This is a genomic window from Planotetraspora silvatica, assembly GCF_016863315.1.
GTDB lineage: Bacteria > Actinomycetota > Actinomycetes > Streptosporangiales > Streptosporangiaceae > Planotetraspora > Planotetraspora silvatica.
Genome location: NZ_BOOQ01000024.1, coordinates 1 through 20,634, shown reverse-complemented (window position 1 = coordinate 20,634; position 20,634 = coordinate 1). Strand labels below are relative to the sequence as shown.

At 70.7% G+C, this 20,634-nt stretch carries 19 protein-coding genes; 11 read left to right on the top strand and 8 right to left on the bottom strand.

Features of this window, described 5'->3' with window-relative positions:
- Positions 1–189 precede the first annotated feature (189 nt).
- The 3 genes from Psi02_RS18320 to Psi02_RS18310 are packed head-to-tail and all read left to right on the top strand — an operon-like array spanning position 190 to position 3,273.
- Positions 190–714, top strand: a complete 525-nt coding sequence (locus tag Psi02_RS18320; RefSeq protein ID WP_203975635.1) for a PadR family transcriptional regulator — start codon at positions 190–192, stop codon at positions 712–714.
- 31 nt (positions 715–745) lie between these two features.
- Positions 746–1,450 (top strand): ABC transporter ATP-binding protein, encoded by a 705-nt coding sequence (locus tag Psi02_RS18315; protein WP_239094989.1) that lies wholly within the window; start codon positions 746–748, stop codon positions 1,448–1,450.
- Between the two features lie 5 nt (positions 1,451–1,455).
- Positions 1,456–3,273 (top strand): ABC transporter permease, encoded by a 1,818-nt coding sequence (locus tag Psi02_RS18310; RefSeq protein WP_203975634.1) that lies wholly within the window; start codon positions 1,456–1,458, stop codon positions 3,271–3,273.
- Positions 3,274–3,292: 19 nt separating this feature from the next.
- Here Psi02_RS18310 and Psi02_RS18305 read toward each other — a convergent pair whose 3' ends face one another.
- Complete coding sequence (locus tag Psi02_RS18305) at positions 3,293–4,570, bottom strand: alpha/beta hydrolase (protein ID WP_203975625.1); 1,278 nt, start codon at positions 4,568–4,570, stop codon at positions 3,293–3,295.
- 51 nt (positions 4,571–4,621) lie between these two features.
- On the opposite strand from Psi02_RS18305, the gene Psi02_RS18300 reads away from it, so the two are divergent.
- Together Psi02_RS18300 and Psi02_RS18295 are read left to right on the top strand one after the other, a co-directional pair.
- Positions 4,622–4,921: a PadR family transcriptional regulator gene (locus tag Psi02_RS18300; RefSeq protein ID WP_203975623.1), complete on the top strand. Its 300-nt coding sequence runs from the start codon at positions 4,622–4,624 to the stop codon at positions 4,919–4,921.
- Positions 4,918–5,700, top strand: coding sequence for a hypothetical protein (locus tag Psi02_RS18295; RefSeq protein ID WP_203975621.1), 783 nt, complete (start codon positions 4,918–4,920; stop codon positions 5,698–5,700). The genes Psi02_RS18300 and Psi02_RS18295 overlap by 4 nt, the downstream gene beginning before the upstream one ends.
- Positions 5,701–5,798: 98 nt before the next feature.
- On the opposite strand, the gene Psi02_RS18290 is transcribed toward Psi02_RS18295, so the two are convergent.
- Genes Psi02_RS18290 through Psi02_RS18280 form a run of 3 tightly spaced genes read right to left on the bottom strand, consistent with a single transcriptional unit; the run spans position 5,799 to position 10,874 of the window.
- Positions 5,799–8,546, bottom strand: coding sequence for an alkaline phosphatase family protein (locus Psi02_RS18290; protein ID WP_203975619.1), 2,748 nt, complete (start codon positions 8,544–8,546; stop codon positions 5,799–5,801).
- Between the two features lie 4 nt (positions 8,547–8,550).
- The gene (locus Psi02_RS18285; RefSeq protein ID WP_203975617.1) at positions 8,551–9,906 is read right to left on the bottom strand and encodes an ABC-2 transporter permease family protein; all 1,356 of its coding nucleotides are present in this window, start codon (positions 9,904–9,906) and stop codon (positions 8,551–8,553) included.
- A complete protein-coding gene (locus Psi02_RS18280) occupies positions 9,906–10,874 on the bottom strand; it encodes an ABC transporter ATP-binding protein (RefSeq protein ID WP_203975615.1) in 969 nt (322 codons plus the stop codon). Before Psi02_RS18280 ends, Psi02_RS18285 begins: the two co-directional genes overlap by 1 nt.
- Positions 10,875–11,268: 394 nt before the next feature.
- Between Psi02_RS18280 and Psi02_RS18275 the strand changes: the two genes are divergently transcribed.
- The 4 genes from Psi02_RS18275 to Psi02_RS18260 all read left to right on the top strand — a co-directional run bounded on the left by Psi02_RS18275 (position 11,269) and on the right by Psi02_RS18260 (position 15,359).
- Positions 11,269–12,438: a sensor histidine kinase gene (locus tag Psi02_RS18275; RefSeq protein WP_203975613.1), complete on the top strand. Its 1,170-nt coding sequence runs from the start codon at positions 11,269–11,271 to the stop codon at positions 12,436–12,438.
- A complete protein-coding gene (locus Psi02_RS18270; RefSeq protein WP_203975611.1) occupies positions 12,435–13,097 on the top strand; it encodes a response regulator in 663 nt (220 codons plus the stop codon). The genes Psi02_RS18275 and Psi02_RS18270 overlap by 4 nt, the downstream gene beginning before the upstream one ends.
- A 73-nt stretch (positions 13,098–13,170) precedes the next feature.
- Positions 13,171–14,718: a HAMP domain-containing sensor histidine kinase gene (locus tag Psi02_RS18265; protein WP_203975609.1), complete on the top strand. Its 1,548-nt coding sequence runs from the start codon at positions 13,171–13,173 to the stop codon at positions 14,716–14,718.
- The gene (locus tag Psi02_RS18260; RefSeq protein ID WP_239094975.1) at positions 14,715–15,359 is read left to right on the top strand and encodes a response regulator transcription factor; all 645 of its coding nucleotides are present in this window, start codon (positions 14,715–14,717) and stop codon (positions 15,357–15,359) included. The genes Psi02_RS18265 and Psi02_RS18260 overlap by 4 nt, the downstream gene beginning before the upstream one ends.
- 26 nt (positions 15,360–15,385) lie before the next feature.
- Here the strand turns inward: Psi02_RS18260 and Psi02_RS18255 are convergent, their stop codons facing one another.
- Genes Psi02_RS18255 through Psi02_RS18240 form a run of 4 tightly spaced genes read right to left on the bottom strand, consistent with a single transcriptional unit; the run spans position 15,386 to position 18,835 of the window.
- Positions 15,386–16,603 carry an ABC transporter permease gene (locus Psi02_RS18255; protein WP_203975607.1) on the bottom strand — a complete coding sequence of 406 codons (1,218 nt, stop codon included), beginning with the start codon at positions 16,601–16,603 and terminating at the stop codon, positions 15,386–15,388.
- Positions 16,600–17,298, bottom strand: a complete 699-nt coding sequence (locus Psi02_RS18250) for an ABC transporter ATP-binding protein (protein ID WP_203975605.1) — start codon at positions 17,296–17,298, stop codon at positions 16,600–16,602. The genes Psi02_RS18255 and Psi02_RS18250 overlap by 4 nt, the downstream gene beginning before the upstream one ends.
- Entirely contained in the window at positions 17,295–18,323 is a 1,029-nt protein-coding gene (locus Psi02_RS18245; protein ID WP_203975603.1) for a peptidoglycan-binding domain-containing protein, read from the bottom strand. Before Psi02_RS18245 ends, Psi02_RS18250 begins: the two co-directional genes overlap by 4 nt.
- The gene (locus Psi02_RS18240) at positions 18,320–18,835 is read right to left on the bottom strand and encodes a hypothetical protein (protein ID WP_203975601.1); all 516 of its coding nucleotides are present in this window, start codon (positions 18,833–18,835) and stop codon (positions 18,320–18,322) included. The genes Psi02_RS18245 and Psi02_RS18240 overlap by 4 nt, the downstream gene beginning before the upstream one ends.
- Positions 18,836–19,303: 468 nt before the next feature.
- Between Psi02_RS18240 and Psi02_RS18235 the strand changes: the two genes are divergently transcribed.
- Together Psi02_RS18235 and infA are read left to right on the top strand one after the other, a co-directional pair.
- A complete protein-coding gene (locus Psi02_RS18235; protein ID WP_239094974.1) occupies positions 19,304–20,074 on the top strand; it encodes a GNAT family N-acetyltransferase in 771 nt (256 codons plus the stop codon).
- A 49-nt stretch (positions 20,075–20,123) separates the two neighbouring features.
- Positions 20,124–20,348, top strand: coding sequence for a translation initiation factor IF-1 (infA, locus tag Psi02_RS18230; protein WP_203975597.1), 225 nt, complete (start codon positions 20,124–20,126; stop codon positions 20,346–20,348).
- The last annotated feature ends 286 nt before the right edge of the window (positions 20,349–20,634 follow it).

Genomic DNA, 20,634 nt, shown 5'->3' with positions numbered 1-20,634 from the left:
AGAACAACGTGCGGCGCGTAGGTGGTCCATATATCGGCGGGAGTCGGCCCGAGCGCAGTGAGCAGGGCGGTCGTCCGCGCCCGGTGACCTGATCCTCCCCCGGCCTCACCGCGACGCACTGTGCGGCTCTTGACGTCATTGTAGATAACCGTTATTCATTTAGATAACCGTTATCCCCTAGGGGGCGTGATGCAGGAAGTGGTGCTGGCCCTGCTGGCCAAGGAGCCGTCGCACGGATACCAACTGCGGGCCCAGCTCCTCGACGCTCTCGGTCCGCTCGGTGAATCGATGAACGCCGGCCAGATCTACGTCACGCTGACGAGACTGGAGAAGGCGGGCCTGGTCGGCTGGGAGCGCGCGGAGGGTCTGCCTGATCGGCCCGACCGCAAGGTGTACGCGCTGACTCCCGCCGGCCAGCGACGGGTCGCCGAATGGCTCGCCGAAGTGGACTGGCCCGGGCTCGCCCCGACCGAGTTCCACCTCAAGCTCTTCGCCGCCGCCGCAGCCCGGCTGGCGGACCCGATCGCACTGGTCGACACGCAACGACGCGAACTGCTGCGCCGATTGCGCGACGCACAACGCGCGGCGATGGGCGAGCCGAACGGCTCCCAGGCCACCCTGCTCCTGGAGGGGCTCGTGTTGCGGCTCCAGGCGGATCTGCGGTGGCTCGAAGCTTGCGAACGCAACTGGACCACACGAAGGGCCGACTCATGATCGACGACATGCCGGTGCGCGCGCCTGCGGCCTGACCAAGGAGTTCGGGAGGGCGGCCGGGCTGGTACGGGCCGTCGACGACGTCGACCTCGACGTCGTCGCCGGTGAGACGGTCGCCATCATGGGCCCGAGCGGCTGCGGCAAGTCCACGCTGCTGCACATCCTCGGCGGCCTCGACCGGCCGACCGGCGGTGAGATCCATCTCGCGGGTCGGCGCATCGACCGAATGGGCGAACGCGCCCTGGCGCGGCTGCGAAGCGACGCCATCGGCTTCGTCTTCCAGGCCTTCCACCTGATGGACGAGCTGACCGCGGTGGAGAATGTGGAGGTCCCAGCGCTGCTCGCCGGACGCTCGGCCCGTGCGGCCCGGGCGCACGCCACAGAGCTGCTCGACCGGGTCGGCCTGGCCGGCCGGGCCGGATTCCTCCCGTCCGCGCTCTCCGGCGGCCAGCGTCAGCGGGTGGCGATCGCCCGGGCACTCAGCAACCGGCCGCGTGTGATCCTCGCCGACGAACCCACCGGCAACCTCGACAGCGCGGCGACCGTCGAGGTGCTGCGGCTGTTCGACGACCTCCACCAGGCCGGGCAGACCCTGGTGATCGTCACCCACGACGCACGGATCGCGGCCACCGCCGACCGGCTCATCACGATGCGCGACGGCACGTTCGTGGACCAGACCATCCTCACCGGCGGCACCCACGGCGACCTCGGTACCCTCGCCGGGCTGGACGGGTGACGGGCATGGGCCGCTTCGTGCTCCTCGGCCGTCTCGCAGCCCGTGACCTGCGCCGGCGCCCCTTCGACGCGGTCATGGTCGTACTCGTGATCGGTGTCGCCGTCACCGCGCTGTCCGTCGGGCTCGCCCTGAACGGCGTGACCGACAACCCCTACCGGCAGACCCGGCAGGCGACGGCCGGACCCGACGTCGTCGCCAGCTTCATGCTGAGGAACAACCAGACGTTCCCCCCGGGCGCCGTCGATGAACTCATGAGCACCCCCGGAGTCGTCGGCCACACGGGGCCCTATCCCCTGGCATACACCACGATCGAGGCGCACGGCCGTTCGAAGGGCGTCGCCGCGGAGGGCCGCGACCCGAGTCCGGCCTCCGTCGATCAGCCACTGGTGGCAGAGGGCGGATGGGTGCGCGACGGCGAGGTGGTGATCGAACGCGGATTCGCCGACGACCTCGGAGTCCACGCGGGCGACGATGTCACCCTGGGAGGCAGGCCGTACCGGGTCGCCGGAACCGCGGTCACCGCCGGCCTGCCGTCCTACCCCAGCAACATCTGTCACATCGTCTGCGACGTGCCGTTCCCGAGCCCGCCGTCCGGCGGCGCCCCGGACATCGGGCTCGTCTGGCTCACCGGCCCGGAGACGACGGCGCTGGCCACCGATGCCCGTCCTCTGTCCTTCTATCTGAACCTCAAGCTCGCCGATCCGTCCGCGGCGCCCGCGTTCGCCGCCCAGCGCACCGGGCCGGGCACCTTCGCCGAAAGGTGGCCGGGGACGTTCTTCATCTCGTGGCAGGACATACAGGACGCCGACACCGGCCTCGTACAGAGCGAGCAAATCGCCATGCAGGTCAGCGGCCTCCTGCTCGCGATGCTGGCGATCGCCGGGATGGCCGTGCTCGCCGGCCGCCGCATAGTGGACCAGACCAGGCGCGTCGGGTTGCTCAAGGCCGTCGGCGGCACACCTCGACTGGTCGCGGCCGTGCTCCTCGCCGAACACCTCGCCATGGCGCTGGTCGCCGCCGCGCTCGGCATCATCGCAGGACGGCTGCTCACGCCGGTGATCGCGTCCGCCGGCGCCGGACTGGTCGGCGCACCCGGGGCGCCGGCGCTCACCCCCGCCACCATCGCCCCGCCGGTGGCGATCGCCGTGGTGGTCGCGATCGTCGCGACGCTCGTGCCGGCTATGCGCGCCGCGCGGGTCAGCACGGTGCGCGCGCTCACCGAACACCCCCGCCCCCCGCGACGCCGCGCGCGGTTGCTCGCGATCTCCGCGCGTCTGCCCGTCCCGCTCTTGCTCGGCATACGGCTGATCGCCCGCCGGCCGGCCCGGGGCGCGCTCAACGCGCTGAGCATCGCGGTCGCGGTCACCGGCGTCGTCGCGATTTTTCCCACCGCCGGCCAGGACCTCTCCGTCGCGCCCGGCCCGCGCGCCGACCGGCTCGGCCAGCTCACCGCGATCATCACCGTCATGCTCATCGTGGTGGCCGCCGTCAACACCCTGTTCATCGCCCGGGCGACGATCACCGACGCAAGGCGGATGACGGCGCTTTCCCGGGCGTTCGGCGCGACGTCCCGGCAGGTCAGCGTCGCAATGGCGGCCACGCAATTGCTCCCCGCGCTGCCGGGCGCGATCGTCGGCATACCGGCAGGCCTCTACCTGTACCGCGCCGCGGCGCAACAGCGGATGCTCACCATCCCGCCGGCCTGGCAACTGGTCGCCATCCTGCTGGGCACGCTACTCGTGGTCGCTCTGCTCACCGCCATCACGACGCGGTTCGGCGCCCGCCAGTCGGTGACCGAGATTCTCCGGACGGAACGGGCATGAGCGTCGCCGGTGATTTCGATCAATGCGAGCACCGCCGGTCCGGGGCCGCCGACGACGCGGAGAGCAGAGGCTCGGCGGTGCCACGGACGACATGGTCCACGAACGCGGTCAGGTAGGCGTTGGTGATGGCGAGGCCGCGGCGGCCGTCGACGGCTCCCAACCCCAGGAGGCGGTGCAGGGGCGTGGCCAGATAGTAGGCGGCGTGGTCGCTGAAGTTGAAGTGGCCGCTGCCGTCGATCCGGTGGCACCAGACCGGCCCCGTGCTTGCGGCCAGCAGAGCTCGGGCGGCGTCGCGCTCGGCGAGGCCGACGGGGTCGTCCGCCTGGCAGGAACCGGTCACACACGAGTCCTGACTGGCGAGGATCATCATCGGTTCGCTCGACCCCACGTGTGCGACCGAGCCGAACTGGGCGCCGTCGAGGTCCGCGGCGCCCCGGCATCGCGGATCCGTACGGCAGGCCTCCAGCGCCGCCGCGCCGCCGAGGGAGTGGCCGAGATACACGACGCGTGTCGCGTCGACGTGCCGGGCGAAGCGGGCGCTCCCGTCGAGACCCGCCACCTCCGCGGCGGCGAATTGTGCGTCCGCGGCCCACACGGTGACGAGACGGTCGCCGGCCCGGGTGGCTTCGCCGGCGTCGGCGGCGTCGAACACGGGCGGGTTGCCGGCATCGGTGGCGTGCACCGGTCGCCCGCCGAGCACGGTCAGGTTCGCACTGTAGGTGGGGGTGACGCCCGCGACGAGGTAACCGTGGCTGGCCAGGTTCTCCGCCAGCGAGGTGTACTGCGGAGCGGCCATCCCCAGCCCCGGTTCGAGGACGACGACCGGGAACCGGCCGGCGGCCACCGGCACGTCGTCACGCGACTGGGTTCGGATGGCGTCGAAGCTGGTCTGGCCCAACCCGGCCGGACCGGTGAAGTGCAGTTGTTCCCAGGCACCGGGCGCGTACGGCGCAGGCGGTCCCCCGGCCCGGGGATCTGCCGGGTACCACAACCAGACGGACAGTTCGCGGGCGAGGCCGGGGGTCGTGGCGAGAGGGTCGGCGCGGGCATGGTCGGTCCAGTCGAAGGTGGTGCGGCCCACGCCGTACGCACCGGTCGGGGTCGGCAGCGTGACGGGCTGCGCGTGACGGACCGCCGCCAAGGCGATGTACCCGCCGCCCAGTGCCGCGACGGCCGACACGGACGCCAGGGCGATCCGGAGCACTCCCCGTACCCAGGAGCGCCCGCGAAGGCCTGTACGGACCTGCAGCCGTCGCCTGCTCCGCTCACCGATCGCCGCCGAAGGTGTCTCGTTCACAAGGGTCATAGTACACGGCACGTACTACTCGGCGCGTAGTAATGTGAGGGCGTGCAGATCAACGACTCTCAGACCTTGGTGCTGTGCGTGCTGGCCGACGGTCCGATGCACGGCTACGCGATCAACAACGCCATCGAGGAGCTGACCGGGCAACGCCTGGGACCGGGCAGCCTGTACGGCGCGTTGAGCCGCCTGGAGGCCAAGGAGCTGATCGAGTCCCTGGACGGCACCGGCCGCCAGCGCCCCGTCCAGCTCACGCCCCGCGGCCGCGAGACGCTCGAACGAGAACTGCGGTCCATGGCGCGAGTTGCGGCGGCCGGGCTGCGAAAGCTCGGGGTGAGTCCGGCGTGAACCCCGCTCTCCGGCTGATCAGGCTCTACCCCGCCGCCTTCCGGCAGCGGTGGGGCGCGGACCTGGAGCTCGAAGTACAACACGCGGGCCGGGCGGCCTGGGCGAATCTCGCGGTGAGTGTGGCGGGCATGTGGTTGCGCCCGGCGATCTGGCCGGTCGACTCCCCCGTCCAGCGACGCCAGCGGATGGCCACGATGGCCGTCGTCCTCGCAGCGGCCTGCTGGTTCCTCACCCATGCGGCCATGGAACTGGACGCCCCGCGTTCTCTGGCGGGCGCGCACACGTGGCCCATGAACGCCTGTGCCATCGTGATGATGCTCGGGCTCGTGCTGGTCGTCCCGCGCCCGCGGCCCACTCTCGACGCCGCGCTCACGTTGCTGCACCGCGCGGCCTGCGGCTTCGCGGTTCCCGCGATCCTCACCGCGGTCGTGACGGCCGCCGTGCAAACGGGCGCATACACCGCCGCGCCGGCTCTGCTCCGGCCGATCCTGCTCATCTGCTGGTGGACGGCGCTCGCACTCGGAGCGATCCAGAGTTGCCGGATCGTGGCGAGCCTCGGTGCGGCCACTGCCGTACCGCCGTCACCGGCCCGACTCCGGCTCGGCCTGTGGTGCCTGGCCGCCGCGGGCACCCTTCCAGGGCTGATCCTCCTGGGCACCAGTGTGAGCAGCGAGCAACCGCACCTTCTGTCCGCGGCATCGGGCGCGAGTCTGCTCGTGCTGTCCCCGGCGTTCGTCGGCACCTTGCGCGACCTCCGCCGACTGTCGTCCGGAGGCTGAACATCCGACGGCGCCGCCCGGTCCAACTCTGTCAGGAGCTCACATGGGCGGACGGCCCGCCGGGATCCCGGCGGGCCGTCCTGTGAGTTGTGCGAAGGTCAGCCGTCGTTCTCCGACGACGGGATGTAGGCACCCGGCACCTGGTCCGGCGTGTAAATCTTGGTCTCACCCGGGTAGGGCTTCTTGAAGTCGTGCGCCTCGTACCACGAGAAGCGGTTCATCTGCTCGGGGCTGGCGGAGTCGGCCCTGGCGTCGGGCCCGGTGAACTTCTGCTGCGACTTCCAGGCCCCCCACTTCGCCGCAGTCCCCTGCTCGGCCGCCGGCACCTTCGCCGTCGGCGCGGCCGCGGCGGCCGGGTCCTGCGGCGCCGGGACGTCCGCACCACAGGTCGGCAGGTTCGCGGTCGACAGACCCAGGGTCAGCGAGGTGCGGTTCGGCAGGGCGGTGAACGGCGTGTAGTCGGGCTTGTTGGTGAAGGCCTCGGTCATCGGGGTGGCCGCGGTGTCCTTCTGGTTCATCGGGTGGATCCCGAGGATCTGCTCGATGGTGCGGACCATGGTGATCTGCGTGTAGTAGCGGCTGTCGACCTTACCGTGCTGGGCCCAGGGGCTGATGATCTGGACCGGGGCACGGTGGCCGTCGACGTGATCGGTGCCGGCCTGGGAGTCGTCCTCGACCACGAAGATCGCGGAGTCCTTCCAGTACTGGCTGTGCGAGATCTCGTCAACGATCTGGCCGACCGCGAGGTCGTTGTCGGCGACCTGAGCGGCTCCGTTCACCGGACCACCGGTGTGGTCGCTGGAGAGCCAGAACATGTTCAGGTTCGCCGGACCGTTCTTCTCGAAGTCCTGCTTCCAGATCTCGGCGCGGTAGACGTCCGGGACGCTGGTGTCGAACTTCGGGAAGCCGGGCACCGACACGTTGTTGAGCGACGGAATCGGCGAAGACGAGTTCAGGGTGTAGGCGGTGTTCTGCCCCGTCGCCTGCATGTTCTTGGTGTCGCAGTACAGGTTCTGCCAGCTCGCACCGGCCGGCTTGGTCAGGAACTGGTGGAACTCGCCGAAGTCCCGCACGCTCTTCCCGGCCGCCTGCGCACCGGACCAGATGAAGCCGGTCCGCTGGTGGCCGAGAGCGTCGTCCTCGGTGTCGTAGCTGCGCAGGTACTCGCCGGCCGAGGACTCGGTGTACTCCGGGTTGTCGGCCTGCATCAGCCAGTTGTGACCCTCGGCGGAGTTGGTGCCGATGTCGTAGGTGTTGTCGTACAGCCCGAACTGCTCAGCCAGCGCGTGCTGGTTCGGCGTCACGTTCTCGCCGTACTGGGCCAGCGCCGGGGCGCCGTTGCCCTGCGGGATGTCACCGAAGACCTGGTCGTAGGTCCGGTTCTCCTTGACCAGCAGGAAGACGTGCTTGATGGTCGACGGGTCGCCGAGACGCGAGGGGACCGCCACGGCCTTCTGCTTGTTGCCGTGGGCCTCCTTGAGGTCGTTCTTGCCCCAGCCGTTCTGCGCGAAGACCGTGTCCGTGTACTTGGCGATCGCCTTGTCGGACGGCAGCTTGAACCGCGTCACACTCGACGTCGTGTCGTGGGTGCCGTGCCCGGCCGCGGTGGTGGGGCGGCGGGCGTCGATGCCACGGGTGTTGGAGACGACCACGTCGTCGCCCACGGTGGTGATCTCCGCGGGGAAGTAGTCCGTCGGGAGCAGGCCGACGTAGCTGACCGGCTCCTGCGGGTTCTTGTACCGGTAGACGGCGACCGCGTTGGCGCGGCCGAGCGTCACCAGCAGATGACCGTCGTGGGTGAGCGTCACCGCGTCGGGCTCGTAGCCCACCGAGGCCTCCGGCCACGGCTGGGTGGCGATGGTCTGGACGACCTTGTCCTTGCGGGTGTCGATGACCGACACGTCGTTGGTGGCGGTGTTGGTGACGAACACCGCCCCGTCCTTGGCGTACACGGCGGTCGGGTGCAGACCGACGTCGATGCTCTTGGCGGCGGCGGCCGGGGTCGCCAGGTCGATGACGCTGACCGTACCGGTGGTGGTGGCACCGGTGATCGGGTCAGCCGGCACCTGGGTGCCGTACGAGTTGATCGTCGTCTCGCCGGGCCTGGCCGGACGCCCGCCCTCGTTGCTGACGTACAGCTTGTTGCCGACCTGGACCATGCCGCGCGGGGCGTTGCCCACGACCCAGCTCTGCTTGATGGCGCCGGTCACCGCGTCGAGCGCGACCACGCGGTTCTGGCCGTTGACCGCCGAGTACACGGTGGAGCCGTCGGCCGAGAAGACCGCCGCGGATGCCAGCGCGTGCTTGGAGCCGTCCGCCGGGATCTTGATGTCGACCGGGTTGGTGACGCTGCCGTCCGCGTTCACGTCAAGCCGGGTGTAGCCGTCGGTCCGGCCCAGCCACAGGTGCTTGCCGTCGGGCGAGTACGTGGGGCCTTCCTGGCCCACGTCGGCGCCGCTGAGGCGCGGGGTGGACGACGCGGAGTTGCTGACGACCTGCTGAACCGTGTAGGTCTTCAGGTCGACGATGGCGAGCGCCGCCCCACCGTCGGTGACCGCGGCCGCGAGGTGGGTGCCGTCCGGGCTGACCGTGGACGACATGATCTTGCCGTTGTTGATGACGAGGCGGTCACCGATCGGCTTGATGGCCTGGTCGCCGGACACGACCAGGCCATTACCGGTGGTCTGGCCGACCTGGTAGTAGCCGAACCCATCGGTGCTGGCGTAGGCGATGCCCCCGCCGGCGACGACCAGAGCGGCGGTGGCGGCTGCGAGGAGCTGAACCCGGCGGCCGGTGGGTCGGAGTCCGAAACGGTCCTTCGTGACGCGCTGACGCGTGACGTGCATGAAACTATTCCTTCGTCGTGCTTGTGAGCAGGTCGACGTTCCCGTCGAACTGCCACAGGGGGTTGGGCGCGTCCCCGTTCGGGGTGCGCACCTGGAAGTAGCCGTTCACCTCCTTGGGTCCGTCTCCGTCGGCGACGTACCGCCCGTCTGCGGTGACGTCGAGCTGGTAGATGGCGTTGCCCACGGCGGTCGCGCCGGGGACGTGCCAGGACACGACACACCGCCAGTCGTTGCCCGGTCCCTCGTCGACGACCAGGGAGTCTCCCTTGTCGCAGGACGCGGTGGCCTGCAGCTGGGCCTCGGGGACGTCAGGGCGATGGAGCTCCTGCGTCTGCAGCCGGTAGAGGTGGGAGTACGCCGTGGCGAGCGAGTCCTGCAGCTTCACCTTCTCGATCCCCGTGCCCGTGGCCGGGGTCGCGACGGCGATCACGCCGATGGTGAGGGCGACCACGCCCGCCAGCGGCAACACCCCCGCCACCAGGGCCCGCCGGCCCGACCCGTCGTATGTCAGGTCGGTGAAGTCACGGCGCAGGAACAGCAGGTAGGCCAGCGCGGTGGCGACGACCGCCCACACGAGGCTCACCACGAGGCCGATGAGGAGGGGACCCGCCTGCGCCGGGCTGGTGAACAGCCCGCGCCAGGCGAGGAAGGCGTGGCTCGGCAGGGCGAGCTGCACGGCCACCGGCAGCGGGAGCAGCTGCGCGAGCTGCAGCACGAAGGCGAGCAGCGCGGGCATCAGCAGCCCCATCGGAGAGCGGCCCAGGGCGACCGAGCCGAGGAGGCCGACCGCGGCGAACGCCAACGTCGGCGCCAACGCGCAGGCCCACGCGAGCAGGACCGTGCCGGCCGCGTCCGCCGGGGTGAGGAGATGGCCGTCCAGGCCGGCAAGGGGCCGGTTGCCGACCGCGGCCAGACCACCGGCGATGCCCGACGCGGTGAGTCCGGCCACCAGCAACAGGATCACGGTGAGGCTGGCAAGGGTCTTCGCCACGAAGATCCGCCGCGGGGAGCGGACCGCCACGAGGAGGTGGCGCCAGGTGCCCAGCCGGTCCTCGACGGCGAAGACGTCGCCGGCGACCAGCGCCGTCAGCAGCGGAAGCGCCCAGCTGCACGAGAAGTCCAGCACGACCAGCGACCCCGCCCAGCCGGTCGCGTTCATCCAGCGGCCGAAGACCGTGTCTGCGGGCAACGAGCTCTGCAGGCTCACCACGGCCACGAAGGCCGCCGGGGCGATCCAGCAGGCGAGCAGCAGCAGGCGGATCCGCCACTGGGAGAGCAGCTTGACCAGCTCGAACCGGTAGCCGTGCAGCACAGGCGCCGGTCGGGCGTCGGCCCGGGGTCGGGCGACGGTCGCGGTCATCACAGGTCCTCCTGGTCGGTCTGCGCGGGCTCGGCGCCGGTCCCGGTCAGGGCCAGGAACGCGGCCTCGAGCGGCGTCATCACGGGCCCCAGCTCTCGGAGCGCCACGCCGGCCTGCACGAGCCGCACGACCAGCTCGTCGAGGGCCGGCACCGGTCCGCGGACGACGATGTCGGCGTCCGCCCGTTGGCCGGGGTCGCGGCCGGGCACGACGCGGAGCCCCGGTGTCTCTGCCGCCAGCCGGCGGGTGGCCTCCGGGTCGGAGGTGAGCAGCCGGTAGTCGAGTTCCCCGCTCTCGGCGGCCAGCTTGCTCAGCGGCCCGGAGAAGACGACCCGTCCGGTGGCGAGGATGGTGACCTCGGAGCACAGCGCGGCGAGGTCGTCCATCCGGTGGCTGGACAGGACCACCGCGGTCCCTTCCGCGGCGAGTCCGGTGAGGACGCGGTGCACATGCTGCTTGCCGGCGAGGTCCAGGCCGTTGGCCGGCTCGTCGAGGACCAGCAGCCGCGGCGTGGTGAGCAGCGCGGCGGCCAGTCCGAGCCGCTGGCGCATCCCCAGCGAGAAGCCCCGGACACGGTCGTCGGCGACGTCGGTGAGCCCGACCTGCTCCAGCGCGTCGTCGACGCCGGTGGTGCGACCGGCGTCGTACCGGCGCAATGAGGCGAGGGCCGAGAGGTTCTGCCGAGCGGTGAGCGAAGGATAGAGCCCGGGCCCGTCCACGAAGCCCGCGACGCCCTCGGGGACGGCGAGCGTCCGCCCGACCGGCGTACCCAGGATCTCGAGGCTGCCGCCGTCCGCGACCGCCAGTCCCAGCAGCAGACCGAGGAGCGTCGTCTTGCCCGCGCCGTTCGGGCCGACCAGGCCGTGGACCTGCCCTGCTCCCACGTCGAGGTCCATGCCGTCGAGTGCGACCACATCACCGAAGGACTTCCTGATCCCGCGACCCCGGACTGCGGGGCTCCTGTCCATGTCGGTCTCCTCTTAGCTTGATCAGCAGCAAGAAGAACCTAGAGATCGCGGCTTGCCTCAGTAAGGCATGTAGTCAAACATTGGAACAATGCTGCTTAACCTGCCATTTGCCATTTAACCTGGCGCTAACCTTTCCAATCACGCGACAATCCACGGCGACAATTAACAGGTGTTCCACGGAGCGACACGGCCACCATCACGACCTTCAGTCAGGGCGTCACGGGTGACCCTGGGCGGTGATCGCGCTGCCGGGTCAGCCCGCAGGCGTACGTCCCCGGGCCGATGTCTCGCGGGCGGCGTCTGGTTAGTCTCGCGGCATGGCCACCACACGGAGGACCCCGTTGCCTGCACGCGCTTCGCACCGCGACCTCCCTCGCGAGAGGGGACTCCGCCGATGACGAGATCGAAGGTCATGGCCTGGGTGGGGGGTGTCCTGTACTTGGTCATGGTGACTCTGCTGGTGGGGGGTGCCCCGCGGGCTTCGGGCACGGTTCACGCCGTCGGGTCGCTGCTGGCTGTGAGCCTGCTCGTCGGTGTGCTGCGACGGATGCCGCTGCTGGCTCTGGCCATGACTCTCCTCGGGGCCACCGCCGTGGTGGTGATCACACCTCACGATGCGAGCCTGGCGGTGTCGTACCAGGGCCAGTTCCTGTCGTATCTGGCGGTGGACCTCGTCCTGGGCTTCATCGTCGCCACCCGCACCCGGCGAGCTTCGATCGTCGTAGTGGGCGTGTCTCTCACCGTTCAAGCCTTGGTGATCGGCGGGTTCGCTCACGGGGACAACCTGATCCTCAACGGCGTGATCGCCCTCTTGGCGACGGCCGCATCCTGCACGGTCGGTCTGCTCAGTCGCGAACGCCGCGAACACGCGGTGGCGCTGCGCTCGCAGGAGGTGGCCGAGGCCGTGACCGCCGAACGGCTGCGGATCGCGCGGGAACTGCACGACATGGTCGCGCACAGTATCGGCATCATCGCCATCCAGGCCGGGGTCGGCAGCCGGGTCATCCAGACACAGCCCGCGGAGGCCCGCGAGGCGCTGCGAGCCATCGAGACCACCAGCAGACAGACCCTGTCGGGCCTTCGGCGCACGCTGGTGGCGCTCCGTCAATCCGACCCGGGCGCGGCGGCCTCGGGGCAGGCGCCTCTCGAGCCCTCGCCCGGTCTGGCGGACATCGAACGCCTGGCCGCGGCGACCGCGGACGCGGGGGTACGCGTCGACGTGCGCCACAGCGGGGAGCAGCGTCCCTTGCCGGCCGACATCGACCTGTCCGCGTACCGCATCGTGCAGGAGGCGCTGACCAACGTGGTCCGCCACGCGGGCACCGGGCGTTGCCGGGTGGCCATCGACTACGGGAACGAGGAACTGACCGTGGAGGTCGTCGACGACGGGCGCGGCGCCACCGAGAACGGCTCGTCCCACGGCTTCGGCATCGTCGGCATGCGGGAGCGGGTCGGCCTGCTGCACGGCCACCTCAGCGCCGGTCCGCGTCCCGAGGGCGGCTTCCGGGTGATGGCGAGGCTGCCGCTGCCCGAACCCCTCGGAATTCCGGCGGAGCTTCGATGACCGTCCGGCTCGTACTCGCCGACGACCAGCCCTTGGTGCGATCAGGTCTACGCGTCCTCATCGCCGATCACCCCGACCTGGAGGTCGTCGGCGAGGCCGCCACCGGCGCCGAGGCGGTCCAACTGGTCAGGGACGTCGACCCCGACGTCGTGGTGATGGACATCCGGATGCCCGGCATGGACGGGATCGAGGCCACTCGCCGGATCACCGCCGGTCCGGCGACGGCCCGCGTCCTCGTCCTGACCACCTTCGACGAGGACGACCACGTCTACGGCGCTCTCCGGGCCGGCGCGAGCGGCTTCGTGGTCAAGGACATGGCGCTGGACGACATCCTCACGGCGATCCGCGTGGTCGCCGCCGGCGACGCGCTGATCGCGCCGGGCGTGACGCGCCGTCTCATCGCGGACTTCGTCGGGCGCCCCACTGCTGCTCCGGAGCGCTCCCCACGACCGGTCGAAGGCCTCACCGAGCGGGAACGGGAAGTGCTGACCCTGGTCGGACGCGGCCGGTCGAACACCGAGATCGCGGAGGATCTCTTCATCACGGTGGCCACCGCCAAGTCGCACGTGTCACGGCTGTTCACCAAATTGGGCGCACGGGACCGGGTTCAGCTCGTGATCATCGCCTACGAGACGGGGTTGGTCACGCTGCCTCGCTGAGCGCGCCCCAGGGTCGGAGATGGTCCCCCTTTAGGGGGAGGACCGGGGCGAACCAGAACATTACGCTGCCGATATGGGACTCAGGCGCCGTATGGCCGCCTCGTATGTGCTCGTGACGGCGGCGGCCGTACTGGTGGTCGAGTCGGTGCTGCTCGGTGTCTACGTGCCGTCGATCGTCGACGACACCGGCCTTCAGAACCGCGTCCAGGCCCAGGCCAACCATGACGCGAACATCCTCAGCCTCGCCCTCAGCAACCTCAACGTCACCACTCCCGCCGCCACCATGAAGCAACTGCTCATCATGGCCCAGAAAGTGACTAAAGGGCAGATATCCCTCGACGGGAGCCCGGTGAAGCAGGACAAGGGCGTGCAGATCATTGTCACCGACGGCAAAGCGACGGATCAGCCCGTCGAGGTCCTGGCCGACGTGAGCGGGCGGGTCGTCACCAGCTCCGCGAACGGCATCTATCCCCCGGGCTCCCCGCTCGACGTGCGCCTCTTCCCCGAGGGTGGCGGGGGCAGAGGGAAGACCCGCATGGGAGACGCGACGTGGTGGTCGAGTCCGGTGCTGCTCTATCCCCCAGGCACGCCGTCCTCCGGCATGGAGACGGCCGTGGCACCCAAGTACAAGATCGCCGGGTATGTCCACGTGCAGGCGCCCTCCGGTTCCGGCGGGGCGGGCGACGTGCCCGGGTCGCTGTTGCGCCTGCTCGTACCCGGTGCCCTGGTGCTGGTCCTGGTCGTGCCGGTGGGCCTGATCTTCGGGCTGCTGAGCACGCGGCGGCTGATCGGCCGGGTGCGGCGTCTGGCGGACGTCACCGGCGCGGTCGCCCAGGGTGACTTCCGTCCGCGTGTCCCGGTGACCGAGGGAGACGAGGTGGGCCGGCTCGAGGAGTCGTTCAACCGGATGACCGAGCGGCTGGAGTCGGCGCTGCAGGCCGAGCGGAGGGCTGGGCAGGCCGAGGCGCGGCAGGCGGAGCGGGGACGGATCGCCCGCGAGTTGCACGACTCGATCTCCCAGGATCTGTTCTCGCTGAGCCTCCTGGCGGCGGGGATGCGGCGCGCGGCGTCCGATCGGCTCCAGAACGAGGCCGAGTCGATGGAGCGGACCGCGACCAGGGCCATGCGGGAGATGCAGGCTCTCCTGCTGGAGTTGCGGCCGGTCGCGCTGGAGGACGCCGGTCTCGTGCCCGCGATCGAGGAGCTCTGCCGGGCCTACGAGACCCGGCTCGGACTGGGGGTCGAGACGCGGCTCGACGAGGTCCCGCTCGCGCCCGCGGCGGAGCACGCCGTTCTGCGCTTGGTCCAGGAGGCGTTCAGCAACGCGATCAAACACGCCGATCCGAGCATCGTGCGGGTACGGCTGGCCCGGGTGGAGGGAACCGTACGGGTGGAGATCAGTGACGACGGCGCGGGTTTCGATCCGTCCGCGGTGGCCGTGAACCACGGGATGGGCTTGCGGCTCATGCGCGAACGCGTCGAGGAGTTGCACGGCACGTTCGACCTGTGGACGGCGCCCGGCCAGGGCACGACGGTCGCCGCCTCGCTACCGTCCGCCTCGGCGGAGCCGCCGTCCCGGACCGGCACGGCCGTCCTCACGAGCACCGGGGAGCGGCCGTGATCCGGGTGCTGATCGTCGACGACCACGAGGTCGTACGGCAGGGCCTCCGGTTCGTCCTGGGCCAGGAGGACGGCATCGAAGTGGTCGGCGAGTGCGCCGACGGCGCCCACGCGCTGGCGGCGATTCCCGCGCTCCGGCCCGACGTGGTGCTGCTGGACATGGTCATGCCCGGCATGGACGGGCTCGCCGTGCTCCGGGAGCTGGCGGGCGGTCCGGCGGTGATCGTGCTGGCCTCCTTCCTCGACGACGAGCGGGTGATCGAGGCCGTCCGGCTGGGGGCGCTGTCCTACCTGTCGAAGACCTCGGCTGTGGACCAGGTGGTGGAGGCCGTACGGGCTGCCGCAGTGGGCGGCAGCGTCCTGGAGGCGGGCACCGCGGCCCTGCTCATCGAGCGGGTACGGCAGGGCCGCCGCAGAAACCCGATGGACCTCCTCACCCCACGCGAGCGCGAGGTGCTCGCCGAGCTCGCACGGGGCCGCTCCAACGCGGAGATCGCCCGTTCCCTCAGGCTCGGCAGGGAGACGGTGAAGACACACGTCTCCAGCATCCTGGCCAAGCTCGGGCTCGCCGATCGGACCCAGGCGGCCATCTTCGGGTTACAGCAGGGCCTCATCCGCCTGGATGAGGCCCTGGACACCTGACGGGGGCACCTGACTCCCGTCCGATCTCAGCCCGTCCGCAGCGTCTCGGCCGGCGCGAGGCGGGCGGCGCGGAACGCGGGGTAGAGTCCCGCGATCCCGCCGACGAGGACGGCGACCAGCGGGCCTCCCCACAGCGCCTCCACCGGGATCTGCGTGGCCCAGCCCCGGCTGTGCGCCAGCGCCGCCGTGACCGCGCAGCCGATCAGCACGCCGGCCGCGCCCCCGAGCGCGCCGAGCACCAGCGACTCGGCGAGGAACTGGCCCGCGACGTGGGCCTTGGTCGCCCCGAGCGCCCGCCGCAGCCCGATCTCGGCGCGCCGCTCCAGGACCGAGATCACCATGATGTTGCCGATCCCGATGCCCGCCACGAGCAGCGCGATGGCGCCGAGCCCGAGGAACAACACGGCGGACGACTGGGCCACGGCCACGCGGGCGGTGAGCGCGTCCGAAGGGCGGGTCACCTCGACCTGATCGGGGTTCGTCGGGTTCGCCGTCACCCCGAGCAACGCCGATACCTCGGTCACCCGCTCATGGTGTGCGCGGACGTAGAGGCGGCTCGGGTGACCTTCGTACCCGAACATCGACCGCGCGACGGGGAACCCGATCAGCGCCGATCTGTCCACTTCGGGGGCGAACGGGAGCGCATCGAGGATCCCGGCGACGGTGAACCAGTGGCCGCCGAGCCATACCCGCGTGCCGGGGTCGACTCTGGTGATCCCGAGCGTCGTGGCCGCCTCGTGCCCGAGCACGGTGACCGGGTAGGCGGCCGTGGCCGCGTCGAGGAACCTGCCCTGTCCGAGGTGCCCGTCGAGTGTGGCCGGCAGCGACTCGTCCGCCGCCCGTACGGCGAGGCCGCCGGTCTGACCCGCCGGGACCAGTTGATTGCGGTAGACGTTCTCTGTGGGCAGTTGCGCGGTCGGCGCGACGGCGAGCACTCCGTCGACCCGGCGCAACATCCGCGTGGCCTCCGCTGGGAGCTCCCGCTCGCCGCCGGCGAAGCCCGTGCCGCTGGAGACGGTGAGCAGGTTGGTGCCGAGCCGGTCGATCTGGGCGAGCAGGGCGGCCTGGCTGGATCGGGTCACCCCGGCCACGGCCACGATGGCGGCGATGCCGATCGCGATGCCCAGCCCGGACAGCACGGCCCGCAGTCGCCGGGTCCGCAGGCCCAGGGTCCCGGTGGCGAGCAGGTCGGCGGCGCGCACCCGGGATCGCGGCGGGGTCGTCACGGCGTCGATGGGCGTCATCGGACGGCCTCCCGTGCGGCCGGGTCGACCACTTCTCCGTCGCGGAGTTCGATCCGGCGCGCGCAGGCCGCGGCCACGCCCTGGTCGTGAGTGACGATCACGAGCGTGGTCCCTTGGACGTTGAGCTCGCGAAGGAGCGTGACGATCTCCGCGCCGTTGGCGGAGTCGAGGTTGCCTGTCGGCTCGTCGGCGAAGACGATCGCCGGGTTGCCGACGAGAGCGCGGGCGATCGCGACCCGTTGGCGCTCTCCGCCGGACAGCTTCGCCGTGCGATGCCCGAGACGGTGGCCGAGGCCCACCCGCCGCAGCGCCTCCTCCGCCCGCTCACGCCGGGTTCCGGCCGCCACGCCCCGGTAGAGCAGCCCCGTGGCGACGTTCTCCACCGCGGTGAGGCTGTCCAGAAGGAAGAACTGCTGGAAGACGACTCCCACGTGATGGGCCCGCAGGCCCGCGAGCCCGCGCTCCCCCAGATTCTGTACGGCATGCCCGGCCAGCCGTACCGAACCGGAGGTGGGCCGGTCGATCGCGGCCATGAGATGGAGCAGGGTGGACTTCCCCGACCCCGAGGGCCCGAGGACCGCGACCATCTCCCCCGCTTCGACGGTCAGGCCGATCCCTCTGACGGACTCCACCGGCGGCTCCCCCGGGTAGACCTTCCACACGTCGTGCAACTCCAGGACCGCGCTCCCGTTCATCCGGCCGGCACCTCCACGCTCATGCCCTCGTCGACGCCGGTGACCTCGACCAGGCCGGCGGTCTCGTCGAACAGCCCGACCTGCACCGGGACCAGACGGCCCGCCACGACGACGGCGAACGTCCCGCCCGGCCGGGCCAGCAGCGCCACGATGGGCACGGCGAGCACGTCCTTGCGTTCCTCGCTGGTGAGGGCGACCTGGACCAGCGCCTGGTCGAGCGTGTTCCCCACACGGCCCGACAGCCGGATGGTGACCGGGACCGACGACTGCGCCGGCCCGTCCTGTGCTTGTGAGGTGGACGCCACCGAGCTGACGGCCGTCACACGGCCGTCGCGCGTCGTGCCGTCGGGCAGCGTGATCAGCACCAGGCCGCCCATCTTGACGCTCGGCACCTCAGCGGGATCGAGCGGGACCGAGACGATCGGGACCCCACTCGTGCCGTGCAGCACCGGGCCACCGGTGGCCGCGCCGAGCTGCGCGTCGTGGCCCGTGACCCGGAGCGCGACCGGGAGGAACGCGATCTGACCCAGCGGGACGGTCCCGGTCACGGGGAGATGAGCGTCGTGCTGCCACCTGCGGACGGCGTGATAAGTCGCCAGGGAGAAGTGCCGGTCCACCGTCAACCCGGTGTACCCGAGCGCGCGCAGGTTGACCTCCAGTTGCCGCACGTCGGCACCGTCCGTCATCCCGAGGGCGAACGTCCGCCACGCCGGGCGGGAGCCGTACAAGAGGGGGACCCGGCGACCGGCGGCCTCGTAGAGCGTCTGGCCTCTGGTGATCGTGCTGCCGATGGCGGGCAGCCGCGTGATCACCGCGCCGGAGCCGAGCACCTGGTAGAGGCCCTCATACGTCAGGGTCCCGTTGACCTGCTGCTGCTGTGCGACGTCGGTGCGAATCACCTGGGCGGTGCCCATGGCCGTCGACGTGGCGGCCGCCGGCGGGACATCGGTCCGCAGCACGGCCCAGGCGCCGCCCGCGCCCGCCAGCACCACGACGCCCGCCACCACGGCGATCGGGCGGTTCACCTGGTCTCCGTCGCCGAGACGATCGTGATGCTCTTGCCCACGAAGTACCGCCTGCACGTGGGGAGCTGGTCGCGGAACCCGCGCTTGCCCAGGTCGAGGAGCCGTTTCGGCAGGGGGAACTCGCCGCTGGAATTGGGGTCGGGCCAGTCGGGGACGCCGTGGTCACGGAAGCACTGAGCGAGCTGTCTGAGCTTGGCCATCTCAGCCGCGGTGTACCTCGGTCCCTTGCCGTTCTCCGGGGGCAGCCGCGCCGCGATGGACGCGCACGCGGTCTTCGCCGATACGGGGACCTGCGCGGGGGAGTTGAACTGGACGTTCCCCTGTGCGTCCAGGACCGGGTCGGGCAAGTTCGGCACGCCATGCTGACGCAGGCAGCCGGCGAGCTCCCGGTACACGGCGAGGACGGCGGAGGCGCTGGGACTCGGCGTGCCGGCCGCGCCAGGCGGGGACGTGGCCGCACAGGCGACCAGGACGGGCGCGACCAGTAAGGCGCCCGCTCTGCGGATCTTCATGGAGTCTGCCCTCCGGGGGGACATGGGGGTGACTCCTCCACGTTCCCGGCCCGGCGCCGCTCGCGCATCGCGCCGGAGCGGGGCGGCCGCTCCCCCATTCGGGGGAGCCGGCCGTTCCCGGATCAGGACGTACGACGATCCGTCACGCCTGCCAGGACCACACGCCATCGCGCCGACCGCGCTGAACTCTCGTGAACGATCAACAGCGTTCGATGCGGCAGCTGAGCGCATGGGCGGGCCGCCGGGATGGCCGGCGGGAAAATGGTTGGACGAAGCGACGTTCGGGCCGATAGTTTGCCGCAGACCGTGACATCACGCGAGGAGGTGAGACCCATGAACGCTGTATCGATGTGGGTGCTCCCCCTCGTCGTCACGGTCGGGCGATTGACGTAGGTGTCGCCGGGAGTGCCTCGACCAGGCAATCCCGGAAGGCGACAACTTATGAATTCTGTGCATTCCACTTCGGGCATGGGCGAACATGCCGTAGTAATCACGCGGGTCGCGGAGACGCAGTGGCACGCCGTGGAGGACGACCGGGTGGTCGGCCGCGGTGACACTTCGCGCAGGCCCGACGGGCGGATCTTCCTCAGCATCGACGCGTGGCACGACGCGGTCTTCGACCAACTCGCCGATGCCATGCTGCCGGACCTGCCGAAGCCGTTGTACACGGTGGTCGACGAGGCCGACCTCGACTTGACGTCCAATTGGGAGCGAGCCGGCTTCACGACCCGGCGCCGCGAGTGGGAGTACCTCGTGCCCACCGATCCGCGGGTCACGGGACTCGGCTCGGTGCCACCGCCGTCGGGCGTGACGATGGTGGCCGTCGGCGAGGCGGAGGAGGGCCCTCTGCGCGAGTTGGATCGCGTTGTGCGCGACGAAATCGAGTCCACCGTCGGATGGCAGGAGATGCCGGCTGAGGTGTTGCCCCGCCCGGACGGCGTCACCCTGCTGGACCCGTCGAAGTACGCGGCTGCGGCACAGTCCGATGGATACGTGGGGCTGGTCCGGCTGGCGCCGGTGACCCGGCAGCCACGGATCGGACTGATCGCGGTCCGGTCCGACCAGCGCCGCCGCGGTATCGCTCGGGCGCTGCTCGCCCACGTGCTGGGTTCGCTGCACCGCGGCGGGGTCGAGGCGGCATCGGCCGACGTGAACGAATCCAACGGGGCGGCCATGGCGCTGTTCGAGGGCGTCGGCGCCCGGCGTGCGAGCAGCAACCTGGAGTTGGTGCTCCGCTGACGCCCCACCCGCACCGTCCTCACAGTCACCGACCAGAGAAGTGCGAGATATGCCAAGAAAAGCAGACGGAATCGAAATCGAGGGCACCGTCATCGAGTGCCTGCGCAACGCCACCTTCAGGGTGGAGCTCCAGAACGGGCACAAGGTGCTAGCGCACATCAGCGGGAAGATACGGAAGAACTACATCAAGATCTTGCCGTATGACCGGGTGCTCGTGGAGCTCAGCCCGTACGACCTCACCCGCGGCCGGATCCTCTTCCGATACAGGACGTAGCGGCGGGCGGGACGCGCCGAAACAGGAAAGGAAGTCTCCGATCTGGATCGGAGACTTCCTCGATGCGGCGTGTGCTGGGTGGAAAGGTTCAGGGCCGTCAGACCTGTTGGTCTGGCGGCCCTGTCCGGCTGGTTCATGGTCAGGCCTTGTTGACGGTGTTCTTGGCCCAGAGATAGGGGACGGCGGCGATGCCGGCGCACCAGGCGGGGCGATGGCGGCGCTGTCGCCGATCAGAGGCTGCGGGCGGTGATGTCGCCCTTGGAGGTGGTGGCGCGGATGTCGAGTT

What these genes read in the sequence shown, in the direction of transcription:
- Psi02_RS18280 (WP_203975615.1), bottom strand. Translation starts at nt 10,874, where the DNA reads ATGGACAGGAGCCCCGCAGTCCGGGGTCGCGGGATCAGGAAGTCCTTC.
- Psi02_RS18275 (WP_203975613.1), top strand. Translation starts at nt 11,269, where the DNA reads ATGACGAGATCGAAGGTCATGGCCTGGGTGGGGGGTGTCCTGTACTTG.
- Psi02_RS18235 (WP_239094974.1), top strand. Translation starts at nt 19,304, where the DNA reads ATGGGCGAACATGCCGTAGTAATCACGCGGGTCGCGGAGACGCAGTGG.
- infA (WP_203975597.1), top strand. Translation starts at nt 20,124, where the DNA reads ATGCCAAGAAAAGCAGACGGAATCGAAATCGAGGGCACCGTCATCGAG.
- Psi02_RS18240 (WP_203975601.1), bottom strand. Translation starts at nt 18,835, where the DNA reads ATGAAGATCCGCAGAGCGGGCGCCTTACTGGTCGCGCCCGTCCTGGTC.
- Psi02_RS18310 (WP_203975634.1), top strand. Translation starts at nt 1,456, where the DNA reads ATGGGCCGCTTCGTGCTCCTCGGCCGTCTCGCAGCCCGTGACCTGCGC.
- Psi02_RS18320 (WP_203975635.1), top strand. Translation starts at nt 190, where the DNA reads ATGCAGGAAGTGGTGCTGGCCCTGCTGGCCAAGGAGCCGTCGCACGGA.
- Psi02_RS18290 (WP_203975619.1), bottom strand. Translation starts at nt 8,546, where the DNA reads ATGCACGTCACGCGTCAGCGCGTCACGAAGGACCGTTTCGGACTCCGA.
- Psi02_RS18270 (WP_203975611.1), top strand. Translation starts at nt 12,435, where the DNA reads ATGACCGTCCGGCTCGTACTCGCCGACGACCAGCCCTTGGTGCGATCA.
- Psi02_RS18250 (WP_203975605.1), bottom strand. Translation starts at nt 17,298, where the DNA reads ATGAACGGGAGCGCGGTCCTGGAGTTGCACGACGTGTGGAAGGTCTAC.
- Psi02_RS18265 (WP_203975609.1), top strand. Translation starts at nt 13,171, where the DNA reads ATGGGACTCAGGCGCCGTATGGCCGCCTCGTATGTGCTCGTGACGGCG.
- Psi02_RS18285 (WP_203975617.1), bottom strand. Translation starts at nt 9,906, where the DNA reads ATGACCGCGACCGTCGCCCGACCCCGGGCCGACGCCCGACCGGCGCCT.
- Psi02_RS18255 (WP_203975607.1), bottom strand. Translation starts at nt 16,603, where the DNA reads ATGACGCCCATCGACGCCGTGACGACCCCGCCGCGATCCCGGGTGCGC.